The sequence below is a fragment of the Gilliamella sp. Choc4-2 genome, from assembly GCF_001690355.1.
Classification (GTDB): Bacteria; Pseudomonadota; Gammaproteobacteria; order Enterobacterales; family Orbaceae; genus Gilliamella; species Gilliamella apicola_A.
Window position 1 is genome coordinate 194,046 of sequence record NZ_LZHG01000060.1, and the last position, 12,914, is coordinate 206,959.

Sequence of the window (12,914 nt, forward strand, 5' to 3'; positions counted from 1 at the left end):
TAGCCAGTTCATAATAAATAAAGATTTTGACTCGGGGTGTTTTTTGTTTTACACAAAAAACTGAGATATTACCCGTTGAACCTGATCTGGGTTATACCAGCGTAGGGAAGTCTAAGCCATATACGGCCTAACGCGGCATATTCTTCCCAATTACTAAGCATAAAAAGGAAAGAATATGTTATTAACAATAAAACCATTTCAAGCTGTTCAATTCCCACCTTTCATTAAGCAAGTACAACAGCAACAACCTTTAGTTCATTGCATGACCAATGATGTAGTGCAAAATTTTACCGCCAATGTATTACTTGCAATTGGCGCATCGCCAGCCATGGTTATCGCTGAACATGAAGTTTCTTCATTCGTTCGTGTTGCTAACAGTTTATTAATTAATCTAGGTACGGTATGCGGCAATACCGCAAAGAGTATGCTATTAGCCGCTGCTCAGGCTAAGAAAACTCAAACCCCTTGGGTATTAGATCCTGCTGCAGTTGGATTAGCCCTTCCTTACCGTACGAATATTGCAAAACAATTATTATTATTAAAACCAACAGTAATTCGTGGCAATGCTTCTGAAATATTAGTATTAGATGAACAAAATTCATCATCGAAAGGACCTGACAGTCAAGATTCGACTGAATCAGCCTTAACAACAGCTATCTCACTTGCACAAAAATATGAAACTATCGTAACCATTACCGGTAAAACTGATTATATTACTAATGGTAAAGATATTTATAGCATTACAGGCGGTGATATTGCATTAACAAAAATCACAGGTACTGGATGTTCATTGTCAGCAATGGTTGCCGCATTTATAGCCAATTCAATGGATCCATTATTAGCTACCGCCTCCGCTTGTTTTATGATGAAAAAAGCCGGTGAACTTGCCAATAAACAGCAAGGATTAGGAACTTATGCAGTCTCACTACTAGATAAACTTTCATTATTTAACATATCAGACAAATAGGAAAATATAATGAAAAAGCAACTAGATTTGACACTTTACTTAGTCCTCGATCCATTATTATGCGGCGGCATTAAAGGCATGATAAATACCACCAAAATAGCAGTTGCCAATGGCGTAACCGCAATACAATTAAGATCCGAACACGAATTTTCATGTAAGAATTGGTATCAAGCAGCAGTAGCTTTAAAACAGGTTCTTAACGATACTCCTGTACCATTATTTATTAACAATCATATTGATATAGCGTTAGCCGTTGATGCTAACGGTGTACATATTGGGCAAACAGATCTACCTATTAATATCGCAAGAAAATTAATTGGCAATGATAAATGGTTAGGATTTTCGGTGACTAATCGTCAGCAACTTGAGGCAACGCCGTGGCAATTAGTGGATTATATTGGTGTTGGTCCGATTTTTTCAACAGACACTAAAAAAGATGTCACGCCACCAATAGGCATGCAACAACTAACTGAGTTAGTAAAGCTAAAACAGCGCACTGCCGTCGCTATTGGAGGAATCAATACCAATAACGCCACAAAAATTTTGCAGACCGGTATTGAAGGAATTGCTGTGGTTTCAGCAATTTGTGGTCAAACAGATGTTTCACAAGCTACCTTAGCACTTATCGAAAAAATAAAACAAACTAAATAGGAAAGAATATTATGACAACAATTGCCTTAACAATTGCAGGATCTGACTCAAGCGGTGGAGCGGGTATTCAAGCAGACTTAAAAACTTTTTCAGCATTCGGCGTTTATGGTATTTCAGTCATAACCGCCCTTACAGCACAAAGCACTCAAGGGATTGATGCCATATTAGCAATTAAACCGAAATTTATTGAAGCACAATTTACTACGTTATATCAAGATATTAAAATTGATAGTGTGAAAATAGGTATGCTGATGAATAAAGAGATTGTCTCAACCGTTCATCACCTTCTAAAAAATAATCCGATTAAAACTGTTGTAATAGATACAGTAATGGTAGCCAAAGGAGGACATTTATTATTAAAATCGGATGCTGTTGCTGCCATTCGAGAGCTTTTATTACCTTTAGCAACGATCATTACCCCCAACCTACCTGAAGCTGCAACATTATTAGATTGTGATGAAGCTAAAACAGAAGAAGAAATGCAAATACAAGGTTATGAGCTACTTAAATTGGGTTGCAAAGCAGTATTAATAAAAGGTGGGCATCTATCAAGTAATCAAAGTCCTGATTACTTAATTACACAAGATAATATAATAAGGCTGACTTCACCTCGAATTGCCACTAAAAATACCCATGGAACAGGATGCACCTTATCAGCTGCTATTGCTGCACTGCTCCCCAATAATACCTTAGAACAGGCAATAAAATATTCAAAAGACTATATACAAGGTGTGATTAAGCATGCAGATAATTTATCGGTTGGTCAAGGAATTGGACCAACACATCATTTTTATCAGTGGTGGTAAAAAACTTTAGAAACACTATCTTTTTTGAAGCCTTTACTCAGTTATTTTCGGTATTTTGAGAAAATGGGAAAGTTATTTCCTTTTGATACAGATCTTATGTTTAGAGCTATACCATTTTGACCATTTCATGTATAAATGATGTAGCCTAAACAGAGCTCCACCAAAACGTAAAATATCTATAAATTAAAAGCTCGAAAAACAGTATAATTAATATAAAATCTCAACGAATTCAAATCCTGCTTCGCTAACAGCAGTAATAGCCGCTTCTTGTGAGATAGTACCTTTTTCAATATTAACTTCATGTTTATTCAAATCCACCGTTACTTTAGCTTTTGGATCAATATCGTTAATCGCTTTGGTAATGGTTTTCACACAATGCTGACAACTCATATTATTAACGATTAATTTCATTATTAGCCTCTTTGTTTCATCAAGCTTAGATAAATAAATTTTAACGTGTTAATCGAGAATAATAAACTAATTATTAACCGAATCAATATACATTTAATAAACTAAATAGCTAAAGCTAATTAGAATAACAGTTTTAATCTTAAGCTCAAAAATGTAAATAATTTATATTAAAATTGTAATATTATTGAATAAAATATTAGTTAGGCTTAATAATTCAATTAAAAACAAAAAGTGCTATTAATTTATAGCCACTTTGACATCATTATTCATTAAGCGTTATACTACTTATGATATTTTGTGCATCTAAATAGTTAAGCAGACTTTTATTAAAAGCAGTTTAAACATAGGGGGTGTAATTTGGGTATCTTAAATAATATTTTTTCTAAAATCTTTCCAAACGCGCAAGCTGCTGTAGGCAATGTTGCGGATGCAGTTAAAAATCAAGTCAATAATATAACTGGTCACGATAAAGAGGAAACGCAAAATAGCCAAGACCAAAATTCAAATCAGAATCAACAAAATTCAGATAACAAAGCACCTATATCTGAAGTTGATGTTATGTCAATTCTCGAAAACCTTGCCAAAAAATTTCCGGAAAAACTTAACTGGAAAACCTCAATTGTAGATTTATTAAAGTTATTAAATATAGATAATAGTTTAGAAGCTCGGAAAAAATTAGCTCAAGAACTGAATTATACAGGCAGTACTGATGATACGGCATCAATGAATACTTGGCTTATTAAAGAAGTATTGAAAAAAATTGCTGAAAAAGGCGGAAATGTAACTCATCTATTTTCTTAAGTAATAAAGTAAAAAATGTACCTCGGGATTAATCCACCTGTGATAAGGTGGATTTCTATACAAAAAATCTTTTACTATTCTTAATTTTATAAATTATCAAAAACTAAGCTTTAAACGAATGTAATTGATTCATTGCAGCATCTATTCCGTTAGACAACAAAACCTCCACACATTGAACCGACTCATTAATCACTTTATTAATCAATTCTTGTTCAGATTTGCATGGTTTGTTTAAGACATAACTAACAACTTTATTTTTATCACCTGGATGTCCGATACCAATTCTTAATCGATAAAAATTTAAATTATTACCCAATTTGCTAGCAATATCTTTTAGCCCATTATGCCCACCATGACTACCACCAAACTTAAGTTTAGCTATTCCGGGATTTAAGTCGAGTTCATCATGTGCAACTAAGATCTCTTCTGGCTTTATTTGGTAAAATGTCGCCATAGCCTGTACCGCTTTACCACTTAAATTCATGAAAGTAGTTGGAACTAATAAACGCACATCATAACCAGAAATGTTGATCCGTGATGTGTAACCAAAAAATTTAGGCTCATTTTTTAATGATTGATTATAGCACTCAGCCAATTTTTCAATAAACCAAGCCCCCGCATTATGGCGAGTTGCGGCATATTCATTTCCGGGATTAGCAAGCCCTACTATCAATTTTATCGTTGTCATAATATATTTATTATCGATGATTTTATCGTAAAAAATGCCCCTAAAGGGGCATCAAATTAAATGATAAAATAGATTATTGATGGAACATTGCTGAAATTGATTCTTCGTTACTAATTCGACGAATTGCTTCAGCAAGCATACCTGATAATGTTAATTGGCGAACATTTTTCAATGCTTTTACTTCAGCCGTTAATGGAATTGTGTCACAAACAACAATTTCATCAATGGCACAGTTTTTAATGTTACTTACTGCTTTACCTGAAAATATCGGGTGTGTCGCATAAGCAAACACTCTTTTCGCCCCTCGTACTTTTAAAGCATCAGCTGCTTTACAAAGTGTTCCAGCAGTATCAATCATATCATCAACTAAGATACAATCTCTATCAGCAACATCACCAATAATATTCATCACTTCTGCTTCATTTGCACGTTGACGACGTTTATCAATAATTGCCATATCAGTATCATTAAGCAGTTTAGCTATGGCACGTGCACGCACCACACCACCAATATCAGGCGAAACAACAATTGGGCGTTCAAACTCACGTTGTAGCATATCTTCTAAAATAACTGGGCTGCCAAATACATTATCAACAGGCACATCAAAGAAACCTTGAATTTGTTCGGCATGAAGATCAACGGTTAATACCCTATCGACACCAACTGTTGATAGAAAATCAGCAACAACTTTAGCAGTAATAGGTACACGAGCCGAACGAACACGGCGATCTTGTCTTGCATAACCAAAATAAGGAATAACAGCAGTAATACGACCAGCAGATGCACGGCGCATTGCATCGATCATAACTAATAATTCCATTAAATTGTCATTGGTAGGAGCACAAGTTGATTGAATAATAAAAACATCTTCACCACGGACATTTTCATTGATTTGGACATTGACTTCGCCATCACTAAAACGGCTTACAACAATGTCACCAAGGGAAGTATAAAGACGATTAGCTATACGCTTTGCTAGTTCTGGTGTGGCATTACCAGCAAAAAGCTTCATATCAGGCACGAGAAATCCTCAAGCATGTATTTATGATTACTTAATACGTAATCGGTTAAATTGGAATGACAATTATATAATCATTTAATGATTATGCTCAACAACATTATAAAAAATTATTTGATATCTCAATCAAATTGCAAGTTAGTAAATTTGATAAAATATGTTTTTTGACGTCATCTTAAAATAGAGTAAACTAATTAGCCAAAGTTTTCTAACTACATTAGAATTTTCCATTAACTTTAATCAATCTTACAACGATAAGTAGATAACGTAATGAATGAACACTTAAATACAGATATTAAAGATTTAAAATCTAAACGAACTATTCGAAGTTTTGTATTAAGACAAGGACGTTTGACTAAAGGACAAGAACAAGCATTAAAAAATTTATGGCCAACATTTGGCATTGAATATAATCCGAATAGCGTTATATCTTTTGAAACAAACAAAAATGTAGTGTTAGAAATTGGATTTGGCATGGGCGCCTCATTGATTGAAATGGCCAAAAATGCACCCAATACATCATTTTTAGGTATAGAAGTGCATAAGCCTGGTATTGGTTCTTGCTTAATGGCTATCGAGGAAAATCAATTACCCAATTTAAAAGTAATGTGTCATGATGCTGTTGAAGTATTACAGAATATGATTACAAATGATTCACTAAATAAAGTGCAAATCTTTTTCCCAGATCCATGGCATAAAGCAAAACACAACAAACGCCGAATTATTCAACCTAATTTTGTCGAGCTTATTAGGCAAAAATTAAAACCAGGTGGTATTTTACATTTAGCCACAGATTGGCAACATTATGCTGAACATATGCTTGAAGTCTTAACTCAAGCAAAAGGTTTTAAAAATTTATCAATAACGAATGACTACATACCAAGACCAGAAGAAAGACCAATTACCAAATTTGAAAAACGAGGAAAAAATTTAGGTCATGGCGTTTGGGATTTGCAATTTATGAAAAAATAGCAGCATTAAGTAATAATTATACGAAATGAAATACTACATTTACTTCGTCTGCACCGTTTAATCCATGTATCTAAATCAATACAATTTACTCAATAACAGATAAAATTATTTTAAATGTAATAAAATTGCGATTGTATTCTAAATTTATTATTAAATGATTAATGATAGGCCTGAGTCTCATTCGCCAAAAAACTTAGCATTATAATTGCCCATAAGGAGAAATTATTCTATCAGCAATTGCCTTTCTTGAAAAAAGAAAGGCAATTGCTATAGTTAATCTAACAATTCTGTGCAAAATTATGTATGATATAAATCTCGTCGTTAATGGATATAAGATAAATGACTAGCAAAACTTCAACAGCCATCTTTCCTGGCACTTTTGATCCCACAACTAATGGGCATATTGATCTTATTACTCGAGCCTCACTATTATTTCCTAAACTAATTGTTGCTATCGCTGAAAATCCTAGCAAAAGGACTCTCTTTACTTTAGAAGAACGAGTTAACTTAGCTTTAATTGCGGTTGAACATTTACCTAATGTTGAAGTCATTGGTTTTGATAATTTAATGGCGGACTTTGCACAAATTCATAATGCAACAGTCATTGTGCGTGGTGTTCGAACAACACATGATTTTGAATACGAAAGACAACTTGCCGAAATGAATCGAGCATTAAAGCCAGACTTAGACACTATCTTTTTAATGCCTTCAATTGCAATGGGGTTTATTTCTTCAACCATTGTAAAAGATGTTGCTTATCATGGTGGAGATATATCCAACTTAGTCCCACCGCATGTTAAAACAAAATTACTTGAACAGTTAACATAATTCAAATTTATATGGTTAATTTTTACACTCCTGCAAAAAAGAAACTTTCCCCAAAAAAATTGACTGTGACAGTCTCAAGCTTAGATGCCTTTGGGCAAGGAATAGCTAGTCATAAAGGTAAAACAATTTTTATTAAATCAGCACTACCTGATGAAACTGTTGATATTGTTCTAACTGAAGATAAAAAGAATTATGCAAAAGCAAAAGTAATAAAATATCATAACCAAAGTGCCACACGCATAAAACCACAATGTAAATACTATCAAAAATGTGGTGGCTGTGAACTACAACATATTGCACCACATTTGCAACAACAATCAAAATATGAGGCACTAATAAATCTGTTACAAAAAGAAACGGGACAACCTTTAACAGATATTGTTAAAAGCTCACTCCAAATTATTACCGATCAACCTTATCATTATCGTCGACGAGCAAGACTAGCGATTAATATTGTTAAAGGCGAATTATTGATTGGCTTTCGTCAGTTAGAATCAAATCAAATAATCAATATTGAACAATGTCCAGTATTAGTTAATGAATTAAACTCACTACTTTTACCACTACAAAATATATTACGTCAAATAAAACAAAAAAAAGCGCTTGGCCATATTGAATTAATCTCTGTGGATAGCGGTATCATTCTTGTATTAAGACACACTACATCATTATCAGAAGTTGATACCAGATTATTAAAGAAATTCGCCGAAGATAATAGAATTTCACTTTATTTTCATGGCAAAGAATTAATCCATATATATGGTAAATCCGAACACTATTACCTAATTAACAATCTAAAACTTACATTTAGTCCGCTTGACTTTATCCAAGTCAACAGCAAAATTAATCAAAAAATGATAGTTGAAGCACTCAAGTGGCTTGACTTACAATCCACAGATAAAGTTTTAGATCTATTTTGTGGTATGGGTAATTTTTCATTACCTATGGCAACAATATGCCAATCGGTAACAGGTATTGAAGGCATCAACGAACTAGTTGAAAAAGCAAAATTTAACGCTATATTAAATAGCAATGAAATTCGTGCTGAAACCCATTTTTTAACTAGTAACTTAGAGGATAACCAACAATTTTCGACATGGAATCAATTAAAATTTAATAAAATTTTATTGGATCCTGCTAGGGCTGGAGCATTTAATGTAACCACCGAAATTCTGAAAATAGAACCTTCTAAAATTGTTTATATATCCTGTAATCCAGCAACGTTAGCTAGAGATAGTAAGCAATTTCTTGATGCAGGATACCAAATTACTCAAGTTGCTATTTTAGATATGTTTCCGCAAACTAAGCACATTGAATCAATGTTGTTGTTAACGAAATTAGGATCATAATTATGGTATCAATTAGAGGAGCACACCAACATAGCGAAGAGCATTACACGCTTACACAATTTGATGTTGAACAATGGATCAAACAAGAGTTATTGTTGACTAACCCAACAGCCTACCAAAAATTTAAAGATGTTTGGGATTTTTGTTTTGAAAATAGCGCTGGTGCATCTGAACAAATACATTGTTTTCAAAATGCTATAGAAATGGTCGAAATTTTATCAACACTTAATATGGACATCAATAGCCTATGTGCTGCATTATTACTTCCTTTTGTTGATACCAAAATTATTCGTCGGGAGGATATTCCCGATGATTTTGATCGCGAAATTTCTCATATAATTTCAAGCATAGTTAGAATGAAGGAAATTCGCCAACTTCGTGCCATTCGTAATGGCAGCGCGACAACAGAACAAATTGATAGTATCCGTCGCATGTTACTGGCTATGGTTAATGATTTTCGTAGTGTAGTGATTAAATTAGCAGAACGCATTACTTACTTACGTAATCTGATGCACTCGCCTCAAGAAGAACAAGTCCTTGCGGCTAAAGAATGCTTTAATATCTATGCTCCACTTGCAAATCGTCTTGGTATTGGTCAACTAAAATGGGAACTTGAAGATTTTTGTTTCCGTTATTTATACCCAGATCACTATCGCCTTATTGCAAAAAAATTACAAGAAAAGCGGCTAGATCGAGAATCTTATATCAATCAATTTGTAAAACACTTACAAGATTTAATGAATAAAGATCATATTTATGCTGAAGTTTATGGGCGTCCTAAACATATTTATAGTATATGGCGTAAAATGGAGCGTAAGCATCTACAATTTGAAGATCTTTATGATATCCGTGCCGTACGGATTATTTGTGACCGTATTGAAGATTGTTACAATGCATTGGGCATTGTTCACAGCCATTACAAGCATATTGCTAAAGAGTTTGATGACTATGTTGCAAATCCTAAACCGAATGGCTATCAGTCCATTCATACTGTCGTTTATGGTCCTCAAAATAAAACAATTGAAATTCAAATCCGTACTGAACAAATGCATAATGATGCTGAACTAGGAATTGCCGCACATTGGAAATATAAGGAAGGCAGCACTGATAAAATGACTGCTTATGATCAGCGAATTTCTTGGTTACGCAAATTATTAACATGGCAACAAGAAATGTCTGAAAGTGGCGAAATTCAGGAGGCAGTACGCAGTCAAATTTTTGATGATAGAGTATATGTGTTTACCCCTAAAGGTGATGTTGTTGACTTACCTGCTGGCTCAACACCTCTTGATTTTGCTTATCATATACACAGCGATGTGGGGCATCGCTGTATTGGTGCCAAAGTAAGCGGAAGAATTGTACCATTTACTTATCATTTAAAAATGGGAGACCAAGTTGAAGTCATTACCCAAAAACAGCCAAACCCCAGCCGAGATTGGCTAAACCCTAATACTGGATTTGTTAACAGTAATCGTGCTAGAGCTAAAATTCAAGCTTGGTTTAAAAAACAAGATCGCGATAAAAATATCTCCGCAGGAGAACAAATTTTACAAAGTGAACTTGAACCTTTAAACATCAGCTTAAAAAGTGTCGAAAAAATACTTATTAAGAAATATAACGCCCATTCATTTAATGAAGTATTAGCCGGTATTGGTAGTGGTGATGTTAGAATCAACCAATTAGTCAATTTTATTAATGCTCAATTTAATAAACCAACAGCTGAAGAAGAAGACGAAGCGGCATTAAAACAAATTGCCCAAAAATCGAATACTCAATCAAAAAATACCAATAAAAAAGGTAGTGAAATCATCATTGAGGGAGTAGAGAACCTAATGTATACCATTGCTAACTGTTGCCGCCCTATTCCAATCGATCCGATTATAGGGTTTGTTACCCAAGGAAGAGGTATATCAATTCATCGTGCTGATTGTGAACAATTGCAAGAACTTAAAAACCATGCTCCAGAACGCATTACCAACGCCATTTGGAGTGATAACACTCTCTCAAGCTACACAATGGTAGTAAAAATCATTGCAAACGATCGCAGCGGGTTATTACGAGATATCACAACCATTTTAGCTAATGAAAAAGTTAGCGTGCTTGGTTTAATTAGCCGTTCTGACACGAAGCAACAGTTAGCTACCATTGACGTCGATATGGAAGTTTTCGATCAAAATTCACTAAATCGTGTACTTAATAAAATAAAACAACTCCCCGATGTTATTGAAGCAAAACGTTTTCAAGACTAATACATTAAGTTTGCGATAATAATGTCATCATGAAAAAGAACAATTACGCAATACGTTCTAAAATTTCAAATTTGTAGTTGTATGGGTTTTTATTATCTGCTTGATGATAATCCTGAAAAATTGTTTGCCATTGTTTTGATAAGTACTCTGGAAAATAAGTATCGCCTTGTAACTTTGCATCGATATGAGTTAAATAAAGGCGATTGACCAACGGTAATACCTGATCATAAATATTCCCACCACCAATAATAAATGCCTCTTGTGCACATTGAGCTTTAGCTAATAAAATAGCCTCATCAGTAGATCGAACCCAACTAACATTGGAATCAACCTCAACTTTTATATCAGCGCGTCGCGTAACAATTATATTTTTTCGATTAGGTAATGGTTTACCAATAGATTCAAATGTTTTTCGTCCCATTATAACGGGTTTATTGAGTGTATTTTGTTTAAACCAAGCCAAATCGGCTGGTAGATGCCAAGGCATTTGATTATTTAAACCAATAACACGATTATGAGCCATCGCCACAATAATGCTTAAGATCATATTTATACATATCCTAAAGATTTAATTCGTTGTTTCACATTCTCAGGAAAAATAGTTTGGCACCACAATCGTTTACTTAAAGATAGCAAGGGTTCTTTTTTCCCTGCAACAATCCAATTAGCTAACTCTGTAGCAACATCAGGATAAACGACTGGTTTTGGAAAGGGTAAATCCAGCCAGTATTTAAGCTTTATGCTATTTAAATTTTCCATTACTGTTGCCATATCTAAAGTTTGCAAACATTGAGCATTATAGATTTGTTCAAACTGACCAGAAACGGGCTTGGTTAAAATCTTTTTACCAAGCACTAAAGCTTCTGAAATTAGAGCAAAACCTGTATTTGAGATAATACCAGAACAGCTAATTAAAGCTTGCGTAAAGCTATCACGACTCAATGGTTGCAAAATAATATTACCTTCTTGTTCTATTTGCTTAACATATGGATGAAAACAGATAAAATTGTGGCTAGGAAACGATTTTAGTAGCCCTATAATTTCATTTAATTCTTCAAATGGTAAATATACAACAATATTACCATCTTCTGTAGGGGAAATAGGAAACGAATCAATCATGGGAGGAAGTAATTTATGACCAAAATGAAACCAATGCAAACCAATAGGCAAGGTTACAGGTGCATAATACTTCATAATGACATTAGCAATAAGACCGTATTCTTTCGGCTTAAGATACTGACATACAGCTTGATTGCTGATGCCCAAGCATTCCCGATGTTGGTAATGTGCAGCCCATGCGCTTACAGGCTCAAAATCACTAATAATGCAATCATATTTTGATAAGTCAAGTTCACGAACATCTTTGATTAATCGAAAAGCTCTAATACGTTGCACAGTTTTACGGAAATTAATCTTACCATTTAGCGTTGCAAAAGTAACTCCACGGAAAGCCCTATAATTTCCAAAAGAATCCATATCGAAATAATCCTTCGGATCTCTGCCACTCAAAATATAATCAACATCAACCCCTAATTTTTTTAATGCTTTGGCTAACGTTCGACAACGACTAATATGACCATTTCCCGTTCCTTGAATACCAAAAAGAATTTTCATATCGCTATTATTCACCCATTAATATTGGTTAATATGATATCAGAACAAAAAATAATTATCTTTATTATTTTAAGTCAAAGCTAATGTTACACGCTCGTTAAACATATTTTCATGTATGAAAATAACAAAAATAAAACGCTTTAGTTGTTACTTATAATTGCAGCAAAACTTCAATCATTGTTTATTATACAGTGACTGAGTTAATAAATTAGTTAATAGAAACATAATCATATATTACCGTATAACAAACATTTAATCATTAAGTTATAGAATTAATATATTTTTAATATCCAATTACTATAACTTACATAAAAATAATGATTAAAAAACGTGCTATTTAGTTTTATTTCTTGTAAAATAATGGTTATCAACTATCGGTGAGTTAAACGATAAATAATTTTGAATGTTAACAAAAGTGTTATCAATAGATAATTTACCATCAGTAACATATTCATTATAACAATGATTATTAATTTGCTATTTAGCCTAGTTTTATCCTAAAAATTTCTTCTAATTTTGCTGTTTTTATTATGTTAATATCTAAGACTATATCCAGCGAG

The 12,914-nt window shown here is 33.5% G+C and carries 13 protein-coding genes and 1 riboswitch; of the genes, 8 read left to right on the top strand and 5 right to left on the bottom strand.

From position 1 onward, the window contains the following. The first annotated feature begins 22 nt into the window (after window positions 1–22). Window positions 23–125: riboswitch (TPP riboswitch) on the top strand. Between the two features lie 50 nt (window positions 126–175). From thiM to thiD, 3 genes are read left to right on the top strand one after another with little or no spacing between them, the layout of a single operon-like run. Next, window positions 176–967 (top strand): hydroxyethylthiazole kinase, encoded by a 792-nt coding sequence (thiM, locus tag A9G34_RS08535; RefSeq protein ID WP_065569454.1) that lies wholly within the window; start codon window positions 176–178, stop codon window positions 965–967. A gap of 9 nt (window positions 968–976) precedes the next feature. Next, entirely contained in the window at window positions 977–1,618 is a 642-nt protein-coding gene (thiE, locus tag A9G34_RS08540; RefSeq protein ID WP_065569455.1) for a thiamine phosphate synthase, read from the top strand. A gap of 11 nt (window positions 1,619–1,629) precedes the next feature. Further along, window positions 1,630–2,424, top strand: a complete 795-nt coding sequence (gene thiD / locus A9G34_RS08545) for a bifunctional hydroxymethylpyrimidine kinase/phosphomethylpyrimidine kinase (RefSeq protein WP_034944058.1) — start codon at window positions 1,630–1,632, stop codon at window positions 2,422–2,424. A gap of 207 nt (window positions 2,425–2,631) precedes the next feature. Here thiD and A9G34_RS08550 read toward each other — a convergent pair whose 3' ends face one another. Then, a complete protein-coding gene (locus tag A9G34_RS08550) occupies window positions 2,632–2,835 on the bottom strand; it encodes a heavy-metal-associated domain-containing protein (protein WP_065569456.1) in 204 nt (67 codons plus the stop codon). Window positions 2,836–3,192: 357 nt separating this feature from the next. On the opposite strand from A9G34_RS08550, the gene A9G34_RS08555 reads away from it, so the two are divergent. Then, window positions 3,193–3,636: a DUF3597 domain-containing protein gene (locus tag A9G34_RS08555; protein WP_051825046.1), complete on the top strand. Its 444-nt coding sequence runs from the start codon at window positions 3,193–3,195 to the stop codon at window positions 3,634–3,636. Between the two features lie 103 nt (window positions 3,637–3,739). On the opposite strand, the gene pth is transcribed toward A9G34_RS08555, so the two are convergent. Next, a complete protein-coding gene (gene pth / locus A9G34_RS08560; protein ID WP_065569457.1) occupies window positions 3,740–4,324 on the bottom strand; it encodes an aminoacyl-tRNA hydrolase in 585 nt (194 codons plus the stop codon). Between the two features lie 73 nt (window positions 4,325–4,397). Further along, window positions 4,398–5,345 (bottom strand): ribose-phosphate pyrophosphokinase, encoded by a 948-nt coding sequence (locus tag A9G34_RS08565; RefSeq protein WP_034944068.1) that lies wholly within the window; start codon window positions 5,343–5,345, stop codon window positions 4,398–4,400. 267 nt (window positions 5,346–5,612) lie between these two features. Between A9G34_RS08565 and trmB the strand changes: the two genes are divergently transcribed. The 4 genes from trmB to relA all read left to right on the top strand — a co-directional run bounded on the left by trmB (window position 5,613) and on the right by relA (window position 10,740). Further along, window positions 5,613–6,314 (top strand): tRNA (guanosine(46)-N7)-methyltransferase TrmB, encoded by a 702-nt coding sequence (gene trmB / locus A9G34_RS08570; RefSeq protein ID WP_034944071.1) that lies wholly within the window; start codon window positions 5,613–5,615, stop codon window positions 6,312–6,314. A 339-nt stretch (window positions 6,315–6,653) separates the two neighbouring features. Continuing rightward, window positions 6,654–7,142, top strand: coding sequence for a pantetheine-phosphate adenylyltransferase (gene coaD / locus A9G34_RS08575; protein WP_034944074.1), 489 nt, complete (start codon window positions 6,654–6,656; stop codon window positions 7,140–7,142). Between the two features lie 11 nt (window positions 7,143–7,153). Beyond that, window positions 7,154–8,491, top strand: coding sequence for a 23S rRNA (uracil(1939)-C(5))-methyltransferase RlmD (gene rlmD / locus A9G34_RS08580; protein WP_034944079.1), 1,338 nt, complete (start codon window positions 7,154–7,156; stop codon window positions 8,489–8,491). 2 nt (window positions 8,492–8,493) lie between these two features. Further along, window positions 8,494–10,740: a GTP diphosphokinase gene (gene relA / locus A9G34_RS08585; protein ID WP_034944082.1), complete on the top strand. Its 2,247-nt coding sequence runs from the start codon at window positions 8,494–8,496 to the stop codon at window positions 10,738–10,740. Window positions 10,741–10,783: 43 nt separating this feature from the next. Here relA and folA read toward each other — a convergent pair whose 3' ends face one another. Together folA and A9G34_RS08595 are read right to left on the bottom strand one after the other, a co-directional pair. Next, window positions 10,784–11,284 (bottom strand): type 3 dihydrofolate reductase, encoded by a 501-nt coding sequence (gene folA, locus A9G34_RS08590; protein WP_176701035.1) that lies wholly within the window; start codon window positions 11,282–11,284, stop codon window positions 10,784–10,786. Between the two features lie 5 nt (window positions 11,285–11,289). After that, on the bottom strand, window positions 11,290–12,354 hold the full coding sequence (locus A9G34_RS08595) for an MJ1255/VC2487 family glycosyltransferase (RefSeq protein WP_034944089.1): 1,065 nt from the start codon (window positions 12,352–12,354) through the stop codon (window positions 11,290–11,292). Window positions 12,355–12,914 lie beyond the last annotated feature (560 nt).

Bases quoted from the DNA above. Each gene is read 5' to 3' on its own strand.
- thiM (WP_065569454.1), top strand. From the start codon at position 176: ATGTTATTAACAATAAAACCATTTCAAGCTGTTCAATTCCCACCTTTC.
- thiE (WP_065569455.1), top strand. From the start codon at position 977: ATGAAAAAGCAACTAGATTTGACACTTTACTTAGTCCTCGATCCATTA.
- thiD (WP_034944058.1), top strand. From the start codon at position 1,630: ATGACAACAATTGCCTTAACAATTGCAGGATCTGACTCAAGCGGTGGA.
- A9G34_RS08550 (WP_065569456.1), bottom strand. From the start codon at position 2,835: ATGAAATTAATCGTTAATAATATGAGTTGTCAGCATTGTGTGAAAACC.
- pth (WP_065569457.1), bottom strand. From the start codon at position 4,324: ATGACAACGATAAAATTGATAGTAGGGCTTGCTAATCCCGGAAATGAA.
- trmB (WP_034944071.1), top strand. From the start codon at position 5,613: ATGAATGAACACTTAAATACAGATATTAAAGATTTAAAATCTAAACGA.
- coaD (WP_034944074.1), top strand. From the start codon at position 6,654: ATGACTAGCAAAACTTCAACAGCCATCTTTCCTGGCACTTTTGATCCC.
- rlmD (WP_034944079.1), top strand. From the start codon at position 7,154: ATGGTTAATTTTTACACTCCTGCAAAAAAGAAACTTTCCCCAAAAAAA.
- relA (WP_034944082.1), top strand. From the start codon at position 8,494: ATGGTATCAATTAGAGGAGCACACCAACATAGCGAAGAGCATTACACG.
- A9G34_RS08595 (WP_034944089.1), bottom strand. From the start codon at position 12,354: ATGAAAATTCTTTTTGGTATTCAAGGAACGGGAAATGGTCATATTAGT.